We start from the raw sequence: 25,054 nt of genomic DNA on the forward strand, positions 1-25,054 counted from the left end.
AGCAGACTATACATCAATTAGCGCCCAAGTGGTAGTTTCACTACAGTTTATGACGCCCCTATTACATTGCCGGCGGGCATGGTCGCGGCGTTGATTAAAGTCCGAAGTGATAAGGCTTTTGAAGCGGATTGTTCGCGACCAATGAAAAGACGCGCGGCGCTGGCCTGCTGCGAGGGTCTAAGTGTATGATTTCATTCGGCCAAAATTGTGTAGTAAAATTACAGTGTTAACGCTAACAGGAAACCGACAATGCCTCTCAACGCTACCTTAGCCAGCGTCACCCAACGCATCGCCGAACGTAGTCGTCCCTATCGGACCGCTTATCTCGAACGCCTGGAAGCGGCCCGCCGCAAGGGCGCACAGCGCGGCGCGCTGGCCTGTACCAATCTGGCCCACGGCTTCGCCGCCTTCCCCGCCAATGACAAGCTGAAGTTGAAGGAAGACAAGGCACCCTCCCTGGCCATCGTTTCGGCCTACAACGACATGCTCTCGGCGCACCAGCCCTTCGAGCGTTTCCCCCAGATCATCAAGGAAGCCGCCCGTGAAGCCGGCGCCGTGGCGCAGTTCGCCGGTGGCACCCCGGCCATGTGCGATGGCGTCACGCAAGGCCAGAGCGGCATGGAAATGTCGCTGTTCTCGCGCGACACCATCGCCATGGCCACTGCGGTGGCGTTGTCGCATAACATGTTCGACGCCGCGCTGTACTTGGGCGTGTGCGACAAGATCGTGCCGGGCCTGTTGATCGGCGCACTGCATTTCGGTCACCTGCCGGCCGTGTTCGTACCGGCCGGCCCCATGACCAGCGGCATGAGCAATAGCGACAAGGTCAAGATCCGCCAGCTCTACACGTCCGGCAAGATCGGCCGCGCCGAACTGCTGGAAGCCGAAGCGAAGTCCTACCACGGCGCCGGTACCTGCACTTTCTACGGGACCGCCAACAGCAACCAGATGTTGATGGAAGCCATGGGCCTGCACCTGCCGGGCGCCGCCTTCATCACCCCCAACACCCCGCTGCGCGATGCGCTCACCGCGGCCGCTGCCAAGCAGGCCGCCAAGATCACCGACCTCGGTTCGCAATACACCCCGGTAGGACGCATGATCGATGAGAAGGCCATCGTCAACGCCATCGTCGCGCTGCACGCCACGGGCGGCTCCACCAACCACACCCTGCACCTGGTGGCCATCGCCAAGGCGGCCGGCATCGTGATTGACTGGGACGACTTCGACAAGCTCTCGGCCGTGGTGCCGCTGATCACCAGGATCTATCCCAACGGCAGCGCCGACGTGAACCACTTCCACGCCGCGGGTGGCACCGGTTTCGTGCTGCGCGAACTGATCGATGCCGGCCTGATGCATGACGACGTCACCACCATCCTCGGCCAGGGTCTGCGCCAGCACTGCAAGGAGCCGATGCTGGCGGCCGAAGGCGAGAACGGTCGTCCCGGCATCGTCACCTGGCATGACGCCCCCGCCCAGAGCGGTGATGAAGGCGTGCTGGGCACGGTGGCCAAGCCCTTCGCCGCAGACGGTGGCCTGAAACTGCTGCAAGGCAACCTGGGCCGTGCCGTCATCAAGATCTCGGCGGTCAAGCCCGAGCATCGCGTGGTGGAAGCCCCGGCCGTGGTGTTCCACTCGCAGGAAGCCTTCATGGCGGCCTTCAAGGCGGGCGAGCTGGACCGCGATTTCGTGGCCGTGATCAGCTTCCAGGGCCCGCGCGCCAACGGCATGCCCGAGCTGCACGCCCTGACCCCGGCGCTGGGTATCCTGCAGGACAAGGGCCGTCACGTGGCGCTGGTCACCGATGGTCGCATGTCGGGCGCATCGGGCAAGGTGCCGGCGGCCATCCACGTCACGCCCGAAGTGCTGGGCGGTGGCCCGCTGGGCCGGGTGCGCAATGGCGACATCATCCGCCTGGATGCCGAGACCGGTACCCTGCAGGCCAAGGTCGAAGCCGCCGAATGGGAAGCCCGTGCGCAGGACAGCGCTGACCTGTCGGGTAACCAGCACGGCATGGGCCGCGAATTGTTCAGCCTGTTCCGCAACGCGGTGGGAACCGCAGAAGAGGGCGGCGCCACCTTCGGCCTGCCGCCGATTTTTGAGAAAGAGAAAGCCACGGTATGAAGACCACACTGGAAATCATGCGCGCCTCGCCGGTCATTCCGGTGATCGCCATCGACAAGTTCGAACACGCCGTGCCGCTGGCGCGCGCTTTGGTGGCAGGCGGCATCCGCGTGCTGGAAGTCACGCTGCGCACTGAACACGGCCTGCCGGCCATCCGCGCCATTGCCGAGCAGGTGCCTGAGGCCATCGTCGGCGTGGGCACCTTGACTGCACCGGAAGAATTCACGGCCTCGCGTGATGCCGGCGCCGTCTTCGGTGTATCGCCCGGCCTGACCCCGGCGTTGATCGAAGCCGCCAAGCGCAGCGGTCTGCCGTTGCTGCCGGGCGTGATGACGCCCTCCGAAGTGATGGCCGCACGCGAGGCAGGCTTCCGCCAACTGAAGCTGTTCCCGGCCGTGCCGGCAGGCGGCATCGGTATGCTCAACGGCATTGCAGGGCCCTTGGCCGATGTCTCCTTCTGCCCGACCGGTGGCATCACGCAAGAGACCGCACCGCAGTTCCTGGCCTGCAAGAATGTGGTGTGCGTGGGCGGTTCCTGGCTGACCCCGAAGGCCGCCATTGAGGCGGGTGACTGGGACAAGATCACCGAGATTGCCAAGGCGGCGGCTGCGTTGAAGAAGGGTTGAGTTTTCTGCAGCCTTGAGAGAAGACGGTAGTGTATTTCACATATCGTCTGATTCACCCGGAAAGCCTCGGTTTGCAGCCGAGGTTTTTTGTTGTGGTCATTTCCTGGTGCTTAGCCAGTAGGCCGGTAGTGCGATCATTTCGCGTACCAGTGAATAGAAATCACGGGTTTCAAAGTAGTCGGCATGTGCCGAATGAACGGTATCGATGCCGACAAGGCGCAGCGCATAACGACTTCGCGCAACGTGGAAGAACTGCGTGACGACCAGGGCGCTCTTGAAACCATGGGCCTGCATGATGGCTGCGCTGTTGACAGCCGTTGCCCTGGTGGTGTTGCCTTGCTCATCAAGAAGGATGGCCGAGCGGGGCACGGATCGCCATTCGCTCAGGTAGGCTGCCATGACTTGAGCCTCGTTGAACCCCTCCTTGCCTGTGCCTCCGCTGACGATGATGTGCCGGAACATGCCTTGCCGATACAGATCGGCGGTCTTGTCCAGCCTTGCGCGCAGGCGGTCAGAAGGCGTTTCGTCCGGCATGACCTTGGATCCGAGTACGATGCCTACATCGCTCACCTGGATGTCATCGAACAGGCCGGTCAGCACGGTGCCCAGCAGACATGTCATGACGATCAATATGAAGCATGTCGCGATAATGATGAGTCTTTTCATTGATAAGTTGGGATATGTTTGCGTTGAGCGGCGCCAAGCTAATCCATTGCTTATGACAGATCATGTCCCCACGAGTATCAAGATGAGGCTGTGTTCTAAGTTTTAGATGGCTCGGTCAGCGAGCCTTGCGTAGCATTCGTATGGATCGGCTTCGCCGAAGCGCTGTTCACAATATTGTTTGAAGTCTGCCCGCTCTGAAATTGAAAGTTCATCGACCGGGATGATATCAAGCCCTTTTTGTGCGGGATTTGAGAAACGGAATTGCAAGGAGGGGCGATGCTTAAAGAATGGTTCCCAAGAGACTCCCATTTCGTGATCACCAACGATCCGCTCTATACCGACAAATGGCCACACGAAAAGTGCTGCCACTACTGCGAGCTTCTTCTTGAACGATAGGCTTCTCATGGCGGCATCAAATTGAAATCTCGACGCATCATTTCCACGACAATCATTCCATAGACGCCAGGACATGGTCGGTTGCTGCCATGAGTTTTCGCAAACTCACGATGGCCGCCAAGTATCTTAATCTCGAAAAACTGAAGTAGTGTTGTGATCAATGCGGCTGCTGCATCAAGCTGATTTTCAGTCGGGTCGTCCTGGGTGACGTCTAATTTGTCCTTTTGCTCCCCTATCCATTCGGCGACCCCGGCTCTGAAGCCACGTTTCTTCATGACGCTCCATGCTCCTGGTCCATGTTTTGCAGCTTCTCCACGGACACTTAGGTCATTCAAGAAAACGATTCCAATCACTCCGGAGTTGCCGCCCTCGATGTGCGCGCCTAGAAAGCGAATATCAAGGGCTTCATAAATCACGCCTTGGCAGTCGATTGCATAGTGGTAACTGAGATTCCCGAATGACTTGATGTCCGTTGTTTCGGCTCTTCGCAATTCTGTCAACCCATCTGCAGCACAGTTATAGCTATTTCCGGCATGGTGTATTGCAATCGCCTTATAGTCCCAGTCTGCCCCGGGATTCTTTGCCGGTTCTTTTGCTTTCCAATCGGAATGCGTTCTGAAGTCGAATTTCTTGCGTCTAATATCCGCGATGATAGCCTGTCTGGTAGCTGCTTTGGAATTGACCTTCACGTGTACCGTTTTGATTTCCGCTCCTCGCCTGGCTTCCGTGGTAGCCCAGGTGTCGAAGGGCCCCTTCTTGAGGTCGTCGTGATTTGTATTACTCATACTGCCAAATCCTCCCGATCGATATTGCTCCCCTTGGGCGACTTGAACATGAAGTGGACCCCGACGTGCTCGGGTCGCTTGGTCTCAATGATTTCGGTGTAGCCTTTTCGGTCCGTGATGCCGCCATGCTGTGTGCTGTTTTCCCGCGTCAGTATGTAGATACATTTTGGGGCCGGCTCTCCAGTTTCTGGATCAAGTGCCTGAAACCTGATTGCACAGGGTTGATCGTCATCAGGGAGTGCGGGGGCGAGTGGTGAGAGATACGCCGAGGCTTCTGCAAACGACGCGGAAACCGCAGAATCGTCGTCAATGGTAGCGGTGCTTTGGCTGGCAATCAGTTTTGCGCCGCATGAGGTGATGTCATCCTGTCTGGCGACGTTCTGGCTGCTCCACATAGATGGAGCTCCTGTGACGATGGGAAATGTTCCTTTGCAGTGTGGGCAAGACACCAAGTCGCCGATACGTGCTACGGACTTGCCATAAACAGCGAATGTATGATCGGCGCTGATGACTGTCCCGCCATGCGTGGTTCGGTCGCCGTAGCGGATTATAGGGCGCTTAGCCAATTTGCAGCCCTCCCGCGAATGCCTCGTATTTCATCTTGCTCTTTCCGGTTATCAGCGAATGCAGCCATCACAAAATCTCAGGACAGCATGCGATCTTCAGCATGCGAACAGAGGCGCGAGTGTACGGTTCGCCAACCAGAAAAAGCCCTTCAACTTGAGAACAAAGGCAGCACTTTCGAAAAATATCGGTTATGGCATCAAGCTCGAGTTCAAGAAAAAGGGCGGGAGCGATTGATTCGCTACCCGCCCTTTTCCTTTGCCTGCTTTTACTTTTTTATTCCTTGGCAGCCACCGTCGGCTCCACCGGCCCCTGCGCCTGCTGCTTCAACTTGTAAGCCAGCACCAGCAGGATAATGCCCAGCACGATCATGGGCACCGACAGCATCTGTCCGGCCGAGATGGTGATGCCGCCGAAGTGCACTTCATAGTCCGGCACGCGGAAATACTCGGTGAAGAAGCGCGCGCAGCCGTACAGCAGCGAGAACATGGCCGCCACCGCCATGCGCGGGCGGGCGTGGCGCGCGTAGATCCACAGGATGATGAACAGCAGGATGCCATCGACCAGCATCTGGTAGATCGGCGAGGGATGGCGCGGGATGTTGTCCACATTGGGCCAGATCATGGCCCAGGGCAGCGAAGGATCGGCCGGACGGCCCGGCAGTTCGGCATTGATGAAGTTGCCCAGGCGGCCGGCTGCATAGCCCAGCGGCACCAGCGGGGCGATGAAATCCATGATGTCCATCAGGTTGCGCCCGCGCTTGCGCCCCCACAGGTACATCGCCAGCAATACCCCGAGGAAGCCGCCGTGGAAGGACATGCCACCCTTCCAGACCGCGATCATGTCAGCCGGATGGGCGAAATAATAGGCCGGGTTGTAGAACAGGATCTCGCCCAACCGCCCGCCCAAGACGACCCCGAGCACGCCATAGAAGAGCATGTCGTCCAGGTCCTCCTTCTTCCAGCCTACCGCGGCGATGTGGGGTTGCTTGATGCGCAGGCGGCCCACGGCGATGAATTGGGCGAATGCCAGCAGGTACATGAGGCCGTACCAGTGGACGGCCAGCGGCCCGATGTGGAAGGCAACCGGGTCGGGCATAGGATGAACGAGCATGAGTTTGATCTTTCTGTTGTTAGGCGGAACGGCGGTTGGAACACGGCCGACGGCGCAAGTTCGCCGGCTCCGGTTCCCAGGCGGCGGGATCAGTCCGGGGCGTCCAGTAATTCCAGCAGCGCGCGCAAGACACCAGAGGGATTGTCGCGACGCCAAGCCAGGCCGGTCTGGATGGACGGTGCCGCGTCCGAGAGCCGGCGATAGTCCACGCCCGGGCGTTTCAGATTCGACACGGATTGTGGCACAAGCGCCATTCCCATGCCAGCCGACACCAGGCCGACGATGGTCTGCATCTGGATCGCTTCCTGGTCGATGTGAGGCGTCACCCCGGCGTCGCGAAAGCAGGACAGGATGGTGTCATGGAAGGCCGGGGCGATGCGGCGCGGGAAGATGATCAGCGGCAGTTCGCGCAGGCTCTTCAAGGAGACCGGCCCGCGTCTCTTGACGGCGCCTTCGGGCAGGGCGGCAATCAGTGGCTCCGACAGCACCGGCCGCACATCCAGCAGCGCGGCGGCTTTTTCCGGCAGCGGCGGCAACAGCAGGCCGGCGTCGATCTTGCCCTGAATCAGGTCGTCGAGCTGGATATCGGTGGTGGCTTCGCGCAATTCGATCTGTACCTGCGGATAACGCGCCCGAAAGCGCTGTAGTAGCGGGGGCAGGATGCTGTAGTCGGCGCTGGATATGAAGGAAAGTGACAAGAGCCCCGAGGCCCCGCTGGCGGCGCGCCGAGCCAGGTCGGGTAGGGCCGCGGCCTGTTGCAGGATGCGTTGCACCTCGGGCAGCAATGCGGCACCGGCCGGGGTCAGCGCGACGCTACGCTTGGTGCGCTGGAACAGTGGCGTGCCCAGTTGCTCTTCCAGCGCGGCGATGGTCTGCGACAGCGGCGGCTGGGTCATGTGCAGGCGGGCGGCGGCGCGGCCGAAGTGCTTTTCCTCGGCCACGGCGGCAAAGTAGCGGAGCTGGCGCAGTTCCAGGCGGGGATAGTCGGACATGGACTGATAGCGGATCCGAATGAGTCGGGCGTCTATGATATCCCCGGCATTGGCTCGCGGCAAGACGCGGTATTTCCCTCATGGAATTTGATCTATGACAGATATACGCCACGGTAGATAGGGATGCGCACGGCAAGCCGGGTAGAATAGCCCCGCCTGTGAAGCGCCTTGAGAATGCTGCTGCAGGCCAGTCCGTTCACCGCTTGCTGAGGAGCCCCTAATGAAATACCTGTTGTTGATCGCCACCTTGGTGGCCGGATCGGCCATGTCGGCCCAAGCCATGGCCAATGAGCAATTGGCCAAATCCAAGAATTGCATGGCCTGCCATTCGGTGGATGCCAAGATCGTCGGCCCCGCCTACAAGGAAGTGGCCAAGAAATATGCCGGCCAGAAGGATGCCGAAGCCAAGCTGGTCAAGAAGGTGCTCGACGGCGGCAGCGGCGTCTGGGGCCCGGTGGCCATGCCGGCCAACAAGGGCCAGGTGACCGAGGCCGAGGCGCATCAGTTGGTGAAGTGGATCCTGAGCCTGAAGTGAGGCTGGGTAGCACGTCATGAGAAAAGGAGACTGCGGTCTCCTTTTTAATTTCTGCTACCTCGATCTTCCCGTTCGTCCGTCCCTAAGCGAACCATGTATGGCTGCGCGAGCAGGGCAGCCGGGTTTAATTGCCTGCCTTCTGCTGGCGCGCCACTTCCTTGCGCTTCATGGACAGATAGTCGTCGCGGCTGACTTCGTGTAATTGGCGCGAATATTGTTCGGTGGCGTCATACCAGTGCGCCAGGCGTTTTTCCAGTTGCTCTGAGGGAGCCGCTTGCTGTGCCCACAGATAAGAATCGATGGCCAGGTAGTAGCGCATGGTATTGCGCTCGACGGTGGCGCGGCTGCCGGATACGTAATGCGGCTGGCCATTGGCGTCGCGCTTGACGATGCTGAAGCCCACCTTGTCGCGGCCCACCGTCATCAGGTAGGCACGCAGCGCCAGTTTGCTGGCCATGCCATAGGAGTAGGCATAGCTGAAGTGCAGGAAGGAGCGGTTCTCATCGACGGGAATGGCTTCGATCTCGATGTGGTAGTCGGAGGTATCCAGCGGTCCCTTGTCAGCCAGCATCGAGGAAGAAAAATAATCGGCGGCACTGCTCCCGCCCTGGTAGCGCAGGTCCACCTGGTAGGTATCCTTGAGTTGCTGTTCGGTCTTCTTGCCGACCTGCATGTGCAGCGTGGTCTTGCCGCCTTCACGTGCGAGGCGACAGTACTTGGTGTTCAGGTGCAGGATCAGGATGTCGCACCAGTGGTCGGGACTGTCCAGTGCCTGGCGCACTTGCGCAAAGGGATAGTTCATCACGGCAAAGATGTCGCCTTTGGCCGTGCCGTTGTCGTCCCGTGAATTGAGGTAGAGCGCTCGCTGATAGACATTGTGATGAAGTTCGCCCTGCAGCTCCGTGTAGCGCGTTTTCATGGCATTGGCGCCGTTGAGCGTCTGTGCGTGACTCCAGCCGGAAAGCAGCAGTGCTAGTGCGACCGGGCCGATGCAGCGGGAAAGGAAACGGGACAGCTTGCTTGGCACGAGCAACTCCTTGATGAATGAGGATCACAGCAGGCGCGCCCACAGGCTGGCGCCGAATTCCTTCATACGTTCACTGATCGGGCGTTGACCCCATTGTTCCCTGGTGATTTCACGCGAAGCGCCCAGGTCGCGCTCGAACATGCTTTTCATCTGCACGCCGAAGGCCGGGCTCAGGATCACCGCATTGATTTCCTGGTTGTAGACGAAGCTGCGCCAATCCAGATTGGTCGATCCGATGGTGGACCAGACGCCATCGATGAGCGCGGTCTTGGAATGCAACAGCGCATCCTGACGCTCATAGATGCGAATGCCTGCCTCCAGCAGTTCGGCATAGAAGGAGCGCGAGGCATACAGCACCAACGAGGAGTCGCTGTGGGACGGCAAGATCAGGCGCACATCCACGCCCCGTCTGGCCGCGGCCTTGAGTGCATCACGTAGTTGCGGGTCGGGCACGAAGTAGGCATTGGTGAGATAGATCGTACTTTCGGCATGTTGGATGGCCGAGATGAAGGTGGCGTAGATGACGCTGTAGGGGTCATCGGGCGAGCTGCCGATGGCGCGCACGATTTCATTGCCGGCCACAGCGACCTGCGGGAAGTAGCGGTGTTCGCCCAGGTCGGGGCCGCGCTGCTGCTGCCAAGTGTTGATGAAGAGCTTCTGGAATTCCAGCGCCACCGGGCCATCGATGCGCACTTGCGTATCGCGCCAGGGGATCTGTTGGCCTTGCTGGTTCACACGCGGTTTTTTCTGGCGGGAACTGAAGGAGCAGCTGGAATAGACGCTGCTGATGTTGATGCCGCCGACGAAGGCGGTCTTGCCATCGACCACCAGCAACTTGCGATGGTCGCGCTGGTTGACTTCCCAATCCTTGCGTAACTGGGTGGGATTGAGCGGGTTGTATTCCAGCACGTGGATGCCGGCGTCGATCATGGGCTGGAAGAATGCGCGCGGGGTGTTGAGCGCGCCCACGCTGTCATACATCAGGTTGACCTGGACGCCTTTGTTTTGCATGGCGATGAGCAGGTCGGCGAACTGGCGGCCGACCTCATCGTCTTCCATGATGTAGGTCTCCATGTTGATGTGGTAGCGCGCAGCCTGGATGGCCTGCTGCATGGAGGCATAGGTGGCGGGGCCGTCGATCAACAGCGTGACCTTGTTGCCGGTCACCAGGGGGGAGCCGGTGATGGCGCCTTCGATGGCTACGTGGCGGTCCAGGATGGTGTTGTCGGCGTTCTGTGCGCGCAGCTTGTCCAGCACCGCCTTGGACTGCGCCGCACTGAGTACGCCACGGCCACCCTTCATCTGGATGGTGCGAGCCGACTGCGTATCCATGTCGGGCACGATGGTGGGCAGTGAGCTGCAGGCTGCCAGCGTCAGTGACAGCAGTACCAGAAGCAGCCAGGCCAGCCCGTAGCGTCGTGCGGGGGACTTGTGTGGATCATTGATCTTGTTATCGCGCATGGAAGGATCCCGGTTGGGCGCTGCCAGGGTCCGGGAGGCTGTCCGGCGTCGGGAAGGCAACGCTGTGCGGTCGAGTATATGCCCGGCCATCGACGCATTGGCGTGCGCCGATGCATGAACCGGCGCTGTCCTACAAAGGAAAGCGGGAGCTGCCTACAGGATGGGTGCGCGGCTGTTGCATTGGCGCAGAAGGAGGGAGGCGGATAGGCCGGCTGGCCCATCCGGTCAGACGCATCAATAGACGTCGCGGCGATAGCGGTTCTGTTCGATCAGTGCATGCACGGTCTGTTCGCCCAGGGTGGCGTTGAGCACCGCATCCACGCCGGCGGCCATGCCTTCCAGGCTGCCGCAGACATACAGCACGGCACCCTGGGCGATCCACTGGCGCAGTTCAGGCGCGGCTTCGCGCAGGCGATCCTGTACATAGAGGCGTTCGGCCTGGTCGCGCGAGAAGGCCAGGTCCAGGCGTGCCAACTGGCCTTGTTCCAGCCACTGAAGCAATTCCTCGCGGTAGAGGAAATCGTAACGTTCGTTACGTTCGCCAAAGAGCAGCCAGTTGCGCTTCTGCCCGGCCTGCACGCGTGCGCGCAAATGGCTGCGCAGGCCGGCCAGGCCGGAACCATTGCCGATGAAGATGGCGGGGGCATCGGTGTCGAGCGGGGCGAAGCCGGCATTGTCCAGCAGGCGCAATGGCAGCGCTCCCTCGAGGGGGGCGTATTCGGTCAGCCAGCCGGAAGCCATGCCCAGGCCGTCTTCATGCTGCACCTGGCGCACCAGCAGGTGCAAGGCACCATCCTGGGGCACCGAGGCCACCGAATAGGAACGTGCGGCCAACGGCTGCAACTGGTCGGCCAGGGCTTGCGCATCGTTGGCCGGATGCGGCGGCAGGATGCTGCCGGCCAGGGCCTCGGCCAGCGTGTACTCGGCGCCCTGGTGGCGCACCCGCGTAGCGCGATCAAGCTGCAGTCGTTGCAGCAGCAGGGCGATGCGATCGGGGGCATGGCGCGGTTGCACCTGCACCAGCGCACCGGCTTGCCAGGCGGGCAGGGGGCCGCTTTGCGGTTGCAGTTCCAGGTGATACAGCGGTTCGCCCTGGCTGCCCGGATTCATCAGTACGCGACGGCGCAGGGTCCAGCTCTGCCAGGTCGGCACGCTGGTGGGCAGGAGCTCGGCGACGCCGGCTTGCAGGCCGTGGGCGGCCAGTTCGCTATCCCATTTGCGCAGCGCCGAGGCGGCCATGCGGTCTACTTCCACCAGCGGGAACAGGGGCGTGGCGCCGCACTGGCGCAGGCCGTGGTCGAGCGTGTGGCCAAAGCCGCAGAACTGGGTGTAATGGCGGTCACCCAGCGCCAGGATCGCGTACTGTACATGGGACAGCGATTGCCCGGCCGCCTGGCGCAGACGCTTTTCGAAGCCGCGCGCGCTGTCGGGAGCATCGCCTTCGCCAAAGGTACTGGCGATGAAGAGGATGCGGCGATGATGACGCAAGCTCTCCAGCGTGGTCTGCGCCAGCGCTTGCAGGCTCACGGACAGGCCGCTGCGGCGCAGGCCGGCAGCGGTATGCAGGGCGATGCGCTCGGCCTGGCCGGTTTGCGAGGCGTGTACCACCAGCACTGGATCGCCCTGCGTGGAGTCGGCCGCGTTGCGGGTGGCTTCGCCCAGGCTTTCGCGTTCAGCGCGCAGGGCCGTCTTCTTGCGGCGACGGTCCAGGTAGAGCATCCAGCCGGTGATGCCGAAGAGCGGCATCATCAGGCTGGCGATGGCCATGATGATGCGGCCCGGCAGGCCGAAGTAGGTTCCCATGTGCAGCGGATAGATGGCGGTGAGCAGCTTGCCGCCACGGCTTTTGTCTTCGTAGCGCTCCAGCTGCTTGACCTCGCCGGTTTGCGGCAGTACCACCATGCGATTGCGCGCCCGCTCATGCGGAGCATCGTGTCCGAGGAAGAAGATCTGTAGCGGTTGCGAACCCTGCTCGGGCAGGCGCAACTGGGCGTTCTGATAGTCTGGGGCCAGCGCCAGGAAACTGTTCCAGGCCTTGGTCAGCTCCAGCGGTACGGCGGCATGTGCTGCCTCTTTCTTCTTGCCGGCGTCGCGCTGCATGGGCGCTCGGCGGCTCTCGCCGGCCAGCGTGTTGAGGCCATCCTTGAACCAGTCCAGCGCCCAGTAAGCACCGGTGGTCGCCAACAGCACATAGATCACCAGCAACCAGGTGCCGATGACCGAATGCAGGTTCCACAAGAAGGAGCGCCCCTGCAACTGCCAGTCCAGCCTCAGCCAGGCGCGCAGCGACCAGGGCCGGCGCGGCCAGCGCAGGTACAGGCCCGACAGCGCCAGCATCAGCAGCGACAGCGCCAGCGTACCCAGCACGATCTTGCCGATCTCGGTGGGCAGCAGCAGCCAGCGGTGGAAGCGTTCGGTGAATTCAAAGAACGCGGCCCCCTTCAGCGGCGGCAGCAGCGCGCCGGTATAGGGATCGACATAACGTATCTCGCCCCGATGTACGCCCGGTGGCGGCGCAAATATCACGCGCACCGAGGCCCCCGATTCCGAGGACAGCAGCATGTTGGTCACACGTTGCTCGGGCCTTGCCTGGCGCAAGCGATCCAGGATCTGCTGCGGCGTGAGCGTGGCCTGCTGGCGCAGTTGCACGTGCATCACACCGGGGTTCATGGCTTCCAGGATTTCCTCGCGGAAAGCCAGCATGGCGCCGGTCACGCCGATGGTCATCAACAGGGTGCCGGCAGTGATGCCGATGAACCAGTGCAACTGGAACCAGATTTTCTTGAACATGTATCAGTAGGGCGGCGGGCGCGGGGGCGCCTTGTTGATCTTGTCTGCCGTGCCGCAGGGGGCGGCCGGCGCGTCAATGACCGCCAGCGCGGGCTGGGTGGGTCAGCCCGGTATTATAGATCAAATGAAAATGATTCTTATTGATATCTTGGCGTGTGAAGCAGATGGCAAGCACGAGAGCAGGTGAGGCCTTGATCCTCCTGCAGACATTCAGCCCAGCATCATCTTCACCATCGTGCGCGTCAGTACGCTGTGCGCATCCGCAGCCACATCCACCACATCCAGATGATGCGCCTGCGGCAGCGACACCACTTCCACTGCATGACCGGACTGGCGCAGCGTGGCCGCATAGAGGTCGCGCTGGCGCTGGAATTCTGCCGATTCCTGACCACCCGCGCACAGCAGCGCCTGCACGCCATTGGGCAGGGCTAGCAATTGCGGGCTGGCTTGCAGGGCGTCCGAGGGCGACAGGTGCAGCACTTCGTTGAGGTAGGACAGGCGCACCGGTTCCAGATCGTAGATGCCGCTGATGCCGCACAGGCCCCGCACCGGTGCTGCGCCCAGCGAGGCGATCAGGGCCGCCAGATGGGCGCCGGCCGAGTGGCCCATGAGCCAGATGGCGTCCGGGTCGAAGCGCAGCGCCGCCGCCTTGGCGTACAACAGGCGCAGCGCACGGCCGCAGTCGGCGGCGATGTCGCCCATCCTGACCTGTGGAGCCAGGCGGTAATTGATGAGGGCCACGTTGATGTCCTGCGCCAGGTAGGGCAGAGCCACCTGGCTGAACTGGTGCTTGTCCAGCGAACGCCAGTAGCCGCCGTGAATGAAGACCAGCAGCGGTCGTCCATTGCTGCGACCAGGGAAGAAATCCAGGGTCTGCAGTGCGTCCTCGCCATAAGGGACGTCCGCCAGGTGCGGATGCGCCTGGCGTGCAGCCTGGCCTTCGCTAGCGAAGCGGTCGAAGTAGGCCTGGAAATCGCTGATGCCCAGGCGCACGTTGTATTGCCGGTCCAATGCTTGGCGGTCATAGTCGCGATAGATGTTCATGCCTCTCCTCCCTTGGCCTTGCAGGCCAGTTCTTCTCGGTTCATTCAGCGAAATGCTCGGAAATCAGGTTACGCAGCCAGACATTGCCTTCGTCCTGATTGTAGCGGCGATGCCAGAACATGTTGGTCTGCAGGGCCGGCAGGCGTAGCGGCGGTTTGATGTAGCGCAGTCCGAAGGGGGCGGCGGCACTCTCGGCCAGCTTGCGCGGCACCGTCACCACCAGCGCGGTGCTGCTGACGATGTAGGGCACGGCCGTGAAGTGCGGCACACGAAAGCGCACGCTGGGCAGGATGCCGGCTCTTTCCAGGTTCTGGTTGATGCGGTCGTAGGGACTTTCCTGCGACGACACCATCAGGTGCTCGGCGGCAAGAAACTCCTTCAAGCTCACCTCGCCGCGCTTGTCCAACGCGTGGCCGAGGCGAAACATGCTCACGTATTCCTGGCGAAACAGCCGTCGCTGGTAGAGCGCTTCCGAGAGATTGTCGAAGGCGCCGATGGCCAGGTCCACCCGTCCAGCTTCCATCTCGCTCTTGAGGTCGATGTTGCCGGCCCGCACCGTGGAGAGGCGCACCCCGGGCGCCACGCAGGCGCAAGCCTCGATCAGGCGCGGCATGAAATAGACCTCGCCGACATCGGTCATGGCGATGGTAAAACGCCGCTCGCTGTCCTGCGGCGCGAAGCCTTCCTGTAGATTGAGAGCGCGTGCCACCTGTTGCAGCGCCGCAGCTACCGGCTCGGCCAGGTGCTCGGCAAAGGGTGTGGGCTGCATCCCCTGGGCGGTGCGCACAAAGAGCTCATCGCCGAAGCTGCGCCGCAGTCGGGCCAGGGCATTGCTCACCGCTGGCTGCGACAGGCCCAGCCGGCGCGCCACGGAGGAAATCTGGCGTTCCTGGAAGACTTCCTGGAAGACCACCAGCAGGTTGAGGTCGATGTCGCGCGGTTCGATGAGGGCCATGGTCGGGGCAGCTCGGCAGTGGACCTGCGCGCGCTGCAATATTCATGAAATGAATGGATCGTATTTTCGTATTTATATCGTAAAAGATGGGCGATTGCACTACAGTGACGTCGCCAGTCACACTAGGGCCACGCGGCCCGCCCGCCTACACGGCCACGCAGACTGCGCAAACTGCCATTTTCAGCCGCATCGGCGCGCAGAGGGCAGACAAAAAACTAAAACAATGTAAAGACAGACGAGGAGCAAGACATGAGTATCCACGCAAGTGGCGCTCTCCCCACGGTCCATGTAGACCAGGTGGTGGAGCAGGGCCGGTTCGGCGCTTTCCAGTTCAGCCTGTTGCTGCTGTGCGGCCTGTGCCTGATCATCGATGGTTTCGACGTGCAGGCCATGGGCTACGTGGCCCCGGCCATCATCGCCGACTGGGGCGTGAGCAAGGCCAGCCTGGGGCCGGTGTTCGGCGCCGGCCTGTTGGGCATGTTGCTGGGCTCGCTGGTGTTGACCCCGGTGGGTGATCGCTATGGCCGGCGCCCGGTCCTGATCGTGTCCACGCTCTTCTTTGCTGTTTGCATGTTGGTCACGCCCCTGGTCAGCAGCCTGGATCAACTGCTGGTGGTGCGCTTCATCACCGGCTTCGGGCTGGGCAGCATCATGCCCAATGCGATGGCGCTGGTGGGGGAGTTCAGTCCTTCGTCTTCACGCGTGACCCGCATGATGCTGGTGTCCTGCGGCTTTACCGTGGGAGCTGCTGCCGGTGGCTTCGTCAGTGCCGCGCTGATCCCGCACCACGGCTGGCATTCGGTGTTCTGGGTCGGTGGCGCGGTGCCGCTGGTGCTGGGCCTGGCCATGCTGGTCTGGCTGCCCGAATCGATCCAGTTCCTGGTGTTGCATCGCCGCCCGCACGCCCAGGTGGCCCGCTGGTTGCGCAAGCTCGATCCGGCCATCGTCATCGATGACAAGAGCAACATCGTGGTCAAGGAAGCCAAGGCCGAAGGGATGCCGGTGGCCGCCCTGTTTCGCGATGGCCGCGCTGGGGTGACCGTGCTGCTGTGGGTCATCAGCTTCATGAACCTGATCAACCTGTATTTCCTCTCCAACTGGCTGCCCACGCTGATCCATGACGCCGGCTATTCCACCAGCACGGCGGTGCTGATCGCTACCTCGCTGCAAGTGGGCGGCGTGATCGGTACCTTGTCCCTGGGCCGCTTCATCCATCGCTTTGGCTTTACCCGCGTGCTGGGTGTGTGCTTCCTGCTGGCCTGCCTTTCCATTGCTCTGATCGGCAAGGTGGCTGCGATCCCGGAATTGCTGTTCGTGGCGGTGATCGTGGCCGGCTTTTGCATCGTCGGCGGCCAGCCGGCCGTCAATGCGCTGGCCGGTACCTTCTACCCGACCACGCTGCGCTCCACCGGCATCGGCTGGGCGCTGGGCATCGGCCGCATCGGTTCGGTGGTGGGCCCGGTCATCGGCGGTCAATTGATCGCCTTGCAGTGGAGCAATGGATCGCTGTTCGTCGCCGCCGCCATCCCGGCCCTCATTTCCGCGCTGACCATCACGCGCTTGCATCGTCGTTCCCAAGGAGTTTCTGCATGAATACCGTCACCGATTCCGCCGTCAGCCATCACGTGCATACCCGTGGCTACCAATCCGGCTTCGGCAATGAGTTCGCCACTGAAGCGCTGCCGGGCGCCTTGCCGGCGCACCAGAATTCGCCGCAGCAGGTGGCCTATGGCTTGTATGCCGAACAGATTTCCGGCACCGCCTTCACCGCCCCGCGTGGCCACAATCGCCGCTCCTGGCTATATCGCATCCGACCGGCAGCCGTGCATCATCCCTTCGAGGCCATGCCGCGCGGTCTGCTGGTGAGCCACTTCGACGACGTGGCAGCGCCGCCCAACCAGTTGCGCTGGGATCCGCAACCCATGCCCACGGTCCCCACCGATTTCATCGAAGGCCTGGTCACCGTGGCCGGCAATGGCTCGCCGCAGGCACAGAGTGGCTGCGCCATCCACCTGTACGCGGCCAATTGCTCGATGACCGATCGCTTCTTCTATTCGGCCGATGGCGAGTGGCTGATCGTGCCGCAATTGGGGCGGCTGCAATTGCGCACCGAAATGGGCGTGCTCGACATCGAACCCCAGGAAATCGCCGTCATCCCGCGCGGTGTGCGTTTCCAGGTGCGCCTGCCGGATGGTGAGGCACGCGGCTACATCTGCGAGAACTTCGGCGCGCTGCTGCGTCTGCCCGATCTCGGCCCGCTGGGCTCCAACGGCTTGGCCAATCCGCGTGATTTCGCCACCCCGCACGCCTGGTACGAAGACCGCGAAGGCGACTTCCAGTTGATCGCCAAGTTCGGCGGCAACCTGTGGCAGGCCCGCATCGGTCATTCGCCGCTGGACGTGGTGGCCTGGCACGGCAACTACGCGCCTTACAAGTACGACCTGCGTCACTTCAACACCATCGGCTCGATCAGCTACGACCATCCCGACCCGTCGATCTTCCTGGTGCTGCAATCGCAGAGCGACACGCCCGGCGTGGATACCATCGACTTCGTGATCTTCCCGCCGCGCTGGCTGGCCGCCGAACACACCTTCCGCCCGCCCTGGTTCCACCGCAACGTGGCCAGCGAATACATGGGTCTGATTACCGGGCAATACGACGCCAAGGAAGGCGGCGGCTTTGTGCCCGGTGGCGGCAGCCTGCATAATTGCATGAGCGGCCATGGACCGGACGCGGCTACCTTCGAGAAAGCCAGCCGCATCGATACCACCCAGCCGAACAAGGTGGACCACACCATGGCCTTCATGTTCGAGACCCGCAACATCCTTTGCCCGACCCGCCATGCCCTGGACACGCCGACCTTGCAGCGTGATTACCAGGACTGCTGGCTGGGCATCCAGAAGAACTTCAACCCGGAGCGCGCATGAGCCTGCCTAGCCTGAAACTGAACGAAACCCACGACACCGAGCTGCGTAGCTGGGTAGAGAGTGCCAATGCGGAAAACTGTCCTTTTCCGCTCCAGAATCTGCCTTACGGCGTGTTTCGCCGCACTGGCAGTGAAGAAAACTTCCGGGCTGGCGTGGCCATCGGCAACCAGATCCTGGACCTGCCCGCGGCCCAGGCCGCCGGTGCCTTCTCCGGCTACGACGAAGCCACCCGCGCCGCCGCCCATGCAGCTTGCAGCGGCAGCACCCTCAATGCGCTGATGGCCCTGGATACGGCAGCCTGGTCGGCCCTGCGGCTGGCGTTGTCGCGCCTGCTGCGCAGCGGCTCGCCGCACCAGACCGAACTGGCTGCCTGCCTGGTGCCGCAAGCCCAGGCCGAGTACGACGTACCGGCGGCCATCGGCGACTACACCGACTTCTACACGTCGATTCATCACGCCACCACGGTGGGCAAGCTGTTCCGTCCTGACAATCCACTCTTGCCCAACTATAAGTGGGTACCCATCGGCTATCACGGCCGCGCCTCCTCCATCGCCATCTCCGGCCAGCAGTTCCGCCGCCCGGTGGGCCAGACCAAGGCGCCCGATGCCGATACCCCCAGCTTCGGTCCCTGCAAGCGGCTGGATTACGAACTGGAAATGGGCATCTTCATCGGCACCGGCAATGCCCTGGGCGAACCGGTACCGATGAGCCAGGCCGAGGACAAGGTGTTCGGCCTGTGCCTGTTGAATGACTGGTCGGCACGCGATGTGCAGGCTTGGGAATACCAGCCGCTGGGGCCTTTCCTGTCCAAGAGCTTCGCCTCCACCATCTCGCCCTGGATCGTCACGCTCGAAGCGCTGGCGCCCTACCGCTGTGGCTGGACCCGTCCGGCCGAGGATCCGCAACCCTTGCCCTACCTGGATGCGCCGACCCTGCGCGAGAGCGGCGCCTTGGATATCGAACTGGAAGTGCTGATCCAGACCGCGGCCATGCGTGAAGCCGGCACTGCGCCGCAGCGGCTGTCGCTGGGCAACTATCGTGATGCCTACTGGAGCGTGGCGCAACTGGTCACGCATCACACCGTCAATGGCTGCAACCTGCGCCCGGGCGACTTTCTGGGCACGGGGACGCTGTCCGGTCCCCAGCCCGAAGAAGCAGGATCGCTATTGGAACTGAGCACCGGCGGCAAGGCGCCACTGACCCTGGCCAATGGCCAGCAGCGTGTGTTCTTGGAAGATGGTGACACCATCTTCCTGCGTGCGGCGGCACGTCGCGCTGGCCGACCCATCATCGGCTTTGGCGAAGCGGCCGGCACCGTGCTGCCCGCACGCCACCTGGACTGAGGAGGCCCGCGCATGACTACCTTGTACAGCTATTTCCGCAGCTCGGCCTCCTACCGGGTGCGCATCGCCCTGAATCTCAAGGGCGTAGCCTACGAGACGGCCGCGGTGCACCTGTTGAACCAGGGCGGCGAGCAATTGCTGCCGGCCTTCACGCAAGTCAATCCGCACGCGCTGGTGCCGGTGCTGGCTGATCAAGGGCGCTTGCTCACGCAATCGATGGCCATGCTGGAATATCTGGAAGAGCGCTATCCTACCCCCGCGTTGCTGCCGGGTGACGCCTTCCAGCGCGCCCACATCCGCGAACTGGCTCTGGCCATTGCCTGCGAAATCCATCCGCTGAACAACCTGCGCGTGCTGCGTTACCTGAAGCACCAACTGGCGGTGGACGAAGCCCAGAAAACCGCGTGGATCCAGCATTGGATCAAGCTCGGCTTTAGCGCGCTGGAGCAGCAGCTGGCCGCTGATACCACGCGCGGTCATTTCTGCGTGGGCGATGCCCCGACCATGGCCGATTGCTTCCTGGTGCCGCAGATCTTCAATGCCCGCCGCTTCGAGGTGGACATGGCACCATACCCCACGCTATGCGCCATCGACGCCGCCTGCAATGCCTTGCCGGCCTTCCAGCAGGCGCATCCGGCGCAACAGCCGGACGCCGCCTGAGCGCGCTGTGGGCCGCGTTCAGCCCTGGGGGCGACGCGGCACCAGCAGGTTGCCGGTCATGATCAGCACCGGCTCATCGTGCTGGTTGTAGGTGGTCACACGGTGGTTGAGGAAGCCCTGCTTGGGTTTGGATTGCGAAGTCTGGATGGCCAGCACCTCGGCTTCCAGCCGTAATACGTCAGCGGGCCGGGTCGGACGCGGCCAGCGGAATTCATCGAAGCCGGCACCGATCAGCCCGCCCTGGATGTGCAGGGTATCGACCAGCAGGCGCATGGTCAGCGCGGCGGTATGCCAGCCACTGGCGGCCAGTCCCCGGAAGAAGCTCTGCTGGGCCGCCTGCTCATCCAGATGGAAGGGCTGGGGATCGAACTGGGCGGCGAATTGCTTGATGGCGTCGGCCTCCACGGTGATCGTACCCGGCGAGCGGAACACCTGGCCGGGGTGGAAGTCTTCCAGATAGTTGAGTGCGTTCACTGTGTCTCCCTTGGCGTTACGCATGAGGACATGCTTGTTTTGTGAGTGAGGCAGGGACCAGTATAACGACACACCGGAAAAGCAACAGGCCGCAGCGGACTTCTCCGCTGCGGCCTGTTGGCCTTTTGCTCTCGACGCAGTGACGATCAGGACGAATTGGACGACTTGGCCAACTTGGCCAACTGTTCCGTCAGATAGCTCTGGCGCGACTGCATGGTGGCCAGGGTGACATTGAGACGGTTGAACTGGTTGGTATAGGCATCCTTCAGGTTCTGCAGGCGGGTATTGGCTGCGGTCTGCTGGTCGGTCACGACCTTGAGGCTGTCCTGCAGCCCCTTGGTCTTGGTGGCCAGCGTGCCGTTGTCGCCCAGGATCGAGTCCATCAGCTTCTGCAGCTTGGGCACTACGCCGCCGCTACCGGTGAAGAGCTTGCTGACCCCTTCAAAGTCCTTGCCCGCCGCCGTGGTCAGCTTGCTTGCGTCCAGCGCCAGCGTACCGTCTTTCTGGAAGGAAATGCCGACCTGCGACAGGTTGGTGCCGCCATCATCGCCCAGTGCGCCCAGCATGGTGCTGCGGATCTGGTTCATCATGCTCAACACCGAGGATTCGGCCGCCAGCGGCGAACCGGTGCTGGCCTGGCCCTTGGTGGTGGACGGGGTCTGCTTGGTCAGGCCGGCCACCGCCTTGGCCAGGGTGTTGTAGGCGCTCACGAAGTTGTTGGCCGCAGTGGACACGCCGCTGGTGTCATTGGTGATGGCCAGCGTGAAATTGTCGGCTGCGGTAGTGACCTTGCTCAGGTTCAGGGTCACGCCCGAGATGGCATTGCTGACCTTGTTGCTGGTGCTGGTCACGGCCACGCCATCGATGGTCAGCTTGGCATCCTGCGCCTTGGCCAGTTGCCCCATGCTGCTGCCCACCAGATCGGCATAGTCGTTGTTACCGGTCAGCTGGATGGCGTCGGTGCCGGTGGGGGTGAGCACCAGGTGGTCCTTGCTGCCATCGTTGCTGATGCTGGCGGTCACGCCCGTGTTGGCGTTGTTGATGGCCTTCATCACGTCATTGAGGCCGATGGCGCCGCTGCCATCGAGGTCGGTAGGGGTGATGGTGAAGGACTTGTTACCCACCTGCAGCGCCAGATTGCCGTTGCTGTAGGTCTTGCTGGTGTCGACGCCGGTGCTGGTCACCGTGCCGCTGGGGTCGAAGTTGAACACCGAGAAATTGCCCGTGCCGCTGACCCGCAGGTTGTTGGCTGCGCCAGTGTCTTTGGCAGTCAATACCAGGTGATCGTTGGTGCCATCGCTGACGATGGAGGCATTTACGCCGGCTTCACTGGCATTGATCGCATCGCGCACGCCGGCCAGGGAATTGGTCTTGGGCTGGATCAGCACGGTCGAGCCGTTGCCGGTCTTGATAGCCAGCACGCCATTGTCGAAGGTGCTGCCGGGGGCGATGCCGGCCGAGCTGACCTTGACCGCCTGCGCCAACTGGCTCACACCGATGCTGTACTGGCCGGCGGCGGCCTTGGTGGCGTCGCGCGGCGCCTGGATCTGAGTGGTCGAGCCGGCCACGCTGGGGTCGTAGCTCATGTCGGACATGCTGTTGTTGGCGCTGACCTTGATGGTATTGGCCGTGCCGGTGCTATTGGACTCCAGCACCAGGTGGTCGCCATTGGCATCGGTGGTAATGGAAGCCGTCACGCCTGCCTTGGAGGCATTGATCGTATCGCGCAGCCCGGCCATCGTGGCATCGGCCTTGAGGGTGATGAAGGTGGGCTGGTTGGTGCCGATCTTGATGGCAATCGTGTCGCCCGAACTGAAGGTGGTGCCGCTGGAATAACCGCGCGACTGCAGCTTTTGCGCCAGCGCCTTGGTCGAGTCGTCGCTGTTGGCGTCGGCCGTGAAGGGATCGGTGGTCAGGTTGCTGCCGGTGCCGGCGTTGGTCAACGTGCTCTTCTGCGCGCTGAAGCTGGCCGCGGTCATCGCCTTCAAGGCGGTCTGGTAGCTCGACAGGGCGTTTTTCAACGAACCATAGGCCGAGATGAGCGTGTTGAAGCCGCTCTGCTTGGTCTGCAGTGGTGTGAGCTTGGACTTGCTTTCGACGGCGATAAGCTGGTTGACCAGCGTCGATACATCAAGCGGACCGGCCGATGTCGAGATGGTACCGGTGGAAGTTGCCATGAATGACCCCTGAACAATGATGAGCTTTTCTTGTATTTTAAGAATCTGACGAAGCGTCAGATTCCCGAAGGTTAACGGCAGCTCTTTACAAAAGTAAAGGGTAATTTTGCTGACAAGAAATGACTTTTGTCTGCAGTTTTGATGGAGATTCGATGGAGATTCGGCGCGCGAGCCCGTCAGTAAAGGCCGGTGGCGCGATGGAGGGAGGGCGCGCGGAGCACCCGGCAGGCAAGAAATAAAGCGAAAAGTGTACAAAACTTCACGTCATGCCCGGAAATACCGCTGGCAGGCCGGTGCCTGCCAGCCGGTTTAGCTCTGTATGAACTTTTCCAAAGGATAGTGATGCTTGACGAAGGGCGACTTGATGACGATGTAGCTGAAATACTTCTCGATGCGCAGGTTCTGTTCCAGCAGCGACTCGATCACGCTCTGGTAATGCACCACGCTACGGGTCATGAACTTGAGCAGGTAATCATAGCCACCGCTGACCAGGTGGCATTCGATGATTTCATCGACATTGCGGATATAGGACTCGAACTTGGCAAAGTCTTCGCGCCGATGGTCCGACAGCGTCACTTCGGTAAACACGATCTGCACATCGGCCAGTTTTTCCAGCCGGATGTAGGCGCCATAGCCGCTGATGTAGCCGGCTTTTTCCAGGCGCTTGACGCGGATCAGGCAGGGACTGGGCGACAGGCCCACGGCATCGGCCAGGATCACATTGGTAATGCGGCTATTCTGCTGCAGGTGACACAAAATCCTCAGATCGATCCGGTCCAGTTTCAACGCGCCATTAGTCATCATCTTGCCTCGGGTTATTCGACAGCACCGGCCTGACTTGCTGGGATGGCGTCCACAGCGCAGGCAGGCCGGTTGTTGCAGGGCATTTTAACCCCTTAAGCCCGTATTGCTGCATCCGGTCAGGGGCTTTACTCGCATTCAGGCGTCTTATTTGACGGCCTGGCGCACGTCGGGCTGGGCCAGCACTTCGTCGAGGATGGCGCGCAGGCGCGCAAACATCAGTGCAAAGTCTTGCTCGGTGTAGCACAGCGCCGGCGCAAAGCCCAGGATGTTGTCGCCGAAGGCACGGAAGATCAGGCCGTGGCGATAGGCCACCTGGAAGATGCGCTCATGCAGCTTGAGCTCCGGTGCAAAGCGCGCCTTGGTGGTCTTGTCGGCCACCAGTTCCAGCGCACCCAACAGGCCACGGCTGCGGGCGTCGCCCACCAGCGGATGATCCAGCAGCGCGCGCAGGCCGCCGGCAAACACCGGCTCCAGGCGCCGACCGTTTTCCAGCAGGCCGCCTTCTTCGTACAGGCGCAGCACTTCCAGCGCCACCGCGGCACTGACCGGATGGGCCGAGTAGGTCTGGCCATGGCCCACCACCGTGCTCATCGGCGCGCCATCGGCGATGCCCTGATAGACGCGATCAGACATCATCACCGCGCCCATGGGCGCATAGCCGGCCGTCAGCCCCTTGGCCATGGTCATCAGGTCGGGCTGCACGTCTTCGTCCAGGCAGGCGAACATGGGACCGGTACGACCGAAGCCGGTGATGACTTCATCCACCACGAACAGGATGTCCAGTTCATTGCAGGCCAGTTGCATGGCCTTGAGCCAGCCCTTGGGCGGCACCACCACACCGCCTGATCCCTGGATCGGTTCGCAGAAGAACGCGGCCACATTGTCGGCGCCCAGTTCGGCGACCTTCTCGCGCAGTGCCTGCACCGAGGCCGCGATGATCGCTGCATCGTCCTGCAGTTCGCTGCGGTAGGGATAGGGCGAGGGCAGGTAATGCTGGGTCGGCAGCGGCAGGTCGAAATGAAAATGGAAATTGGGCAGCGCCGTCAGGCCGGCACCTACCGAGGAAGAACCGTGATAGCCGCGCTGCAGCGAGATGAAGTTCTTCTTGGTGGGCTTGCCGATGGAGTTGTGGTAGTGCGTGATGTAGCGGATAGCCGCGTCCACCGCATCCGATCCGCCCAGCGTGAAGTAGACGTGCTGCAGCGACGCCGGGCTGATGTCCACCAGTTTCTTGGCCAGCAGGATGGCCGGCTCCGAGGCGAAGTGGAAATAGCCGGTGGCATAGGGCAGGCGTTGCATCTGCTCGGTGGCGGCGCGGATCACGCTCTCTTGTCCATAGCCGGTATTGACGCACCACAGGCCCGAGAAGGCATCCAGCAACTGCTTGTCCTGCTGGTCGGTCAGGTAGGCGCCGTGGCCGGACTTGAGGATGATGGGCCCCAGTTCTTCATGCTCGCGGAAGCTGGCAACAGGGTGGATCAGGTGGCTGCGGTCAAGGGCGGCCAGGGAAGAAGTTTGCATAGAAGAGGACTCGCTGAGGATGGCGTTGAACAAGGCAGTGCAGTGCAGGTGGCACAACCGGCATGTGTTCTAT

At 62.0% G+C, this 25,054-nt stretch carries 22 protein-coding genes; 7 read left to right on the top strand and 15 right to left on the bottom strand.

What is annotated here, in order from left to right; translation table 11 throughout:
* Positions 1-249 precede the first annotated feature (249 nt).
* Together edd and RC54_RS04910 are read left to right on the top strand one after the other, a co-directional pair.
* Positions 250-2,121 carry a phosphogluconate dehydratase gene (gene edd / locus RC54_RS04905; protein WP_058894439.1) on the top strand — a complete coding sequence of 624 codons (1,872 nt, stop codon included), beginning with the start codon at positions 250-252 and terminating at the stop codon, positions 2,119-2,121.
* Positions 2,118-2,747, top strand: a complete 630-nt coding sequence (locus RC54_RS04910; protein WP_044530296.1) for a bifunctional 4-hydroxy-2-oxoglutarate aldolase/2-dehydro-3-deoxy-phosphogluconate aldolase — start codon at positions 2,118-2,120, stop codon at positions 2,745-2,747. Before edd ends, RC54_RS04910 begins: the two co-directional genes overlap by 4 nt.
* A 96-nt stretch (positions 2,748-2,843) precedes the next feature.
* Here the strand turns inward: RC54_RS04910 and RC54_RS04915 are convergent, their stop codons facing one another.
* The 6 genes from RC54_RS04915 to RC54_RS04940 form a co-directional block, all read right to left on the bottom strand.
* The gene (locus RC54_RS04915) at positions 2,844-3,413 is read right to left on the bottom strand and encodes a YdcF family protein (protein WP_058894440.1); all 570 of its coding nucleotides are present in this window, start codon (positions 3,411-3,413) and stop codon (positions 2,844-2,846) included.
* A 102-nt stretch (positions 3,414-3,515) separates the two neighbouring features.
* Positions 3,516-3,782, bottom strand: a complete 267-nt coding sequence (locus tag RC54_RS04920; protein ID WP_169803997.1) for a hypothetical protein — start codon at positions 3,780-3,782, stop codon at positions 3,516-3,518.
* Positions 3,783-3,814: 32 nt separating this feature from the next.
* Complete coding sequence (locus tag RC54_RS04925; protein WP_061788901.1) at positions 3,815-4,594, bottom strand: peptidoglycan recognition protein family protein; 780 nt, start codon at positions 4,592-4,594, stop codon at positions 3,815-3,817.
* Positions 4,591-5,160: a PAAR domain-containing protein gene (locus RC54_RS04930; protein WP_082685980.1), complete on the bottom strand. Its 570-nt coding sequence runs from the start codon at positions 5,158-5,160 to the stop codon at positions 4,591-4,593. Before RC54_RS04930 ends, RC54_RS04925 begins: the two co-directional genes overlap by 4 nt.
* A gap of 274 nt (positions 5,161-5,434) precedes the next feature.
* Positions 5,435-6,271 (bottom strand): prolipoprotein diacylglyceryl transferase, encoded by an 837-nt coding sequence (gene lgt / locus RC54_RS04935; RefSeq protein WP_058894444.1) that lies wholly within the window; start codon positions 6,269-6,271, stop codon positions 5,435-5,437.
* A gap of 89 nt (positions 6,272-6,360) precedes the next feature.
* Positions 6,361-7,263, bottom strand: a complete 903-nt coding sequence (locus tag RC54_RS04940; protein ID WP_174526066.1) for a LysR family transcriptional regulator — start codon at positions 7,261-7,263, stop codon at positions 6,361-6,363.
* 220 nt (positions 7,264-7,483) lie between these two features.
* On the opposite strand from RC54_RS04940, the gene RC54_RS04945 reads away from it, so the two are divergent.
* Positions 7,484-7,798, top strand: a complete 315-nt coding sequence (locus RC54_RS04945) for a c-type cytochrome (protein WP_058894446.1) — start codon at positions 7,484-7,486, stop codon at positions 7,796-7,798.
* A gap of 124 nt (positions 7,799-7,922) precedes the next feature.
* On the opposite strand, the gene RC54_RS04950 is transcribed toward RC54_RS04945, so the two are convergent.
* From RC54_RS04950 to RC54_RS04970, 5 genes are all read right to left on the bottom strand, one after another.
* Entirely contained in the window at positions 7,923-8,825 is a 903-nt protein-coding gene (locus RC54_RS04950; protein WP_061788903.1) for a hypothetical protein, read from the bottom strand.
* A 24-nt stretch (positions 8,826-8,849) separates the two neighbouring features.
* Positions 8,850-10,286 (bottom strand): cardiolipin synthase, encoded by a 1,437-nt coding sequence (cls, locus tag RC54_RS04955; protein ID WP_061788904.1) that lies wholly within the window; start codon positions 10,284-10,286, stop codon positions 8,850-8,852.
* 234 nt (positions 10,287-10,520) lie between these two features.
* Positions 10,521-13,076, bottom strand: a complete 2,556-nt coding sequence (locus RC54_RS04960; RefSeq protein ID WP_061788905.1) for a PepSY domain-containing protein — start codon at positions 13,074-13,076, stop codon at positions 10,521-10,523.
* A 210-nt stretch (positions 13,077-13,286) separates the two neighbouring features.
* Positions 13,287-14,120, bottom strand: coding sequence for an alpha/beta hydrolase (locus tag RC54_RS04965; protein ID WP_058894449.1), 834 nt, complete (start codon positions 14,118-14,120; stop codon positions 13,287-13,289).
* 40 nt (positions 14,121-14,160) lie between these two features.
* Positions 14,161-15,075, bottom strand: coding sequence for a LysR family transcriptional regulator (locus RC54_RS04970; RefSeq protein ID WP_061788906.1), 915 nt, complete (start codon positions 15,073-15,075; stop codon positions 14,161-14,163).
* A gap of 249 nt (positions 15,076-15,324) precedes the next feature.
* Here RC54_RS04970 and RC54_RS04975 point away from each other — a divergent pair, with 249 nt between their 5' ends.
* Genes RC54_RS04975 through maiA form a run of 4 tightly spaced genes read left to right on the top strand, consistent with a single transcriptional unit; the run spans position 15,325 to position 20,005 of the window.
* A complete protein-coding gene (locus tag RC54_RS04975) occupies positions 15,325-16,668 on the top strand; it encodes an MFS transporter (RefSeq protein ID WP_058894451.1) in 1,344 nt (447 codons plus the stop codon).
* Complete coding sequence (gene hmgA, locus RC54_RS04980; protein WP_058894452.1) at positions 16,665-18,002, top strand: homogentisate 1,2-dioxygenase; 1,338 nt, start codon at positions 16,665-16,667, stop codon at positions 18,000-18,002. The genes RC54_RS04975 and hmgA overlap by 4 nt, the downstream gene beginning before the upstream one ends.
* Complete coding sequence (fahA, locus tag RC54_RS04985) at positions 17,999-19,345, top strand: fumarylacetoacetase (RefSeq protein ID WP_061788907.1); 1,347 nt, start codon at positions 17,999-18,001, stop codon at positions 19,343-19,345. Before hmgA ends, fahA begins: the two co-directional genes overlap by 4 nt.
* A gap of 12 nt (positions 19,346-19,357) precedes the next feature.
* The gene (maiA, locus tag RC54_RS04990) at positions 19,358-20,005 is read left to right on the top strand and encodes a maleylacetoacetate isomerase (RefSeq protein ID WP_058894454.1); all 648 of its coding nucleotides are present in this window, start codon (positions 19,358-19,360) and stop codon (positions 20,003-20,005) included.
* 18 nt (positions 20,006-20,023) lie between these two features.
* Here maiA and RC54_RS04995 read toward each other — a convergent pair whose 3' ends face one another.
* The 4 genes from RC54_RS04995 to RC54_RS05010 form a co-directional block, all read right to left on the bottom strand.
* Positions 20,024-20,479, bottom strand: a complete 456-nt coding sequence (locus tag RC54_RS04995) for a MaoC family dehydratase (RefSeq protein ID WP_061788908.1) — start codon at positions 20,477-20,479, stop codon at positions 20,024-20,026.
* A gap of 146 nt (positions 20,480-20,625) precedes the next feature.
* Positions 20,626-22,656: a flagellar filament capping protein FliD gene (gene fliD / locus RC54_RS05000; RefSeq protein ID WP_061788909.1), complete on the bottom strand. Its 2,031-nt coding sequence runs from the start codon at positions 22,654-22,656 to the stop codon at positions 20,626-20,628.
* 309 nt (positions 22,657-22,965) lie between these two features.
* On the bottom strand, positions 22,966-23,460 hold the full coding sequence (locus RC54_RS05005) for an Lrp/AsnC family transcriptional regulator (RefSeq protein WP_017453840.1): 495 nt from the start codon (positions 23,458-23,460) through the stop codon (positions 22,966-22,968).
* A gap of 144 nt (positions 23,461-23,604) precedes the next feature.
* The gene (locus tag RC54_RS05010; RefSeq protein WP_058894457.1) at positions 23,605-24,981 is read right to left on the bottom strand and encodes an aspartate aminotransferase family protein; all 1,377 of its coding nucleotides are present in this window, start codon (positions 24,979-24,981) and stop codon (positions 23,605-23,607) included.
* Positions 24,982-25,054: the final 73 nt, after the last annotated feature.

The organism is Herbaspirillum rubrisubalbicans (assembly GCF_003719195.1).
Taxonomy (GTDB): domain Bacteria; phylum Pseudomonadota; class Gammaproteobacteria; order Burkholderiales; family Burkholderiaceae_D; genus Herbaspirillum; species Herbaspirillum rubrisubalbicans.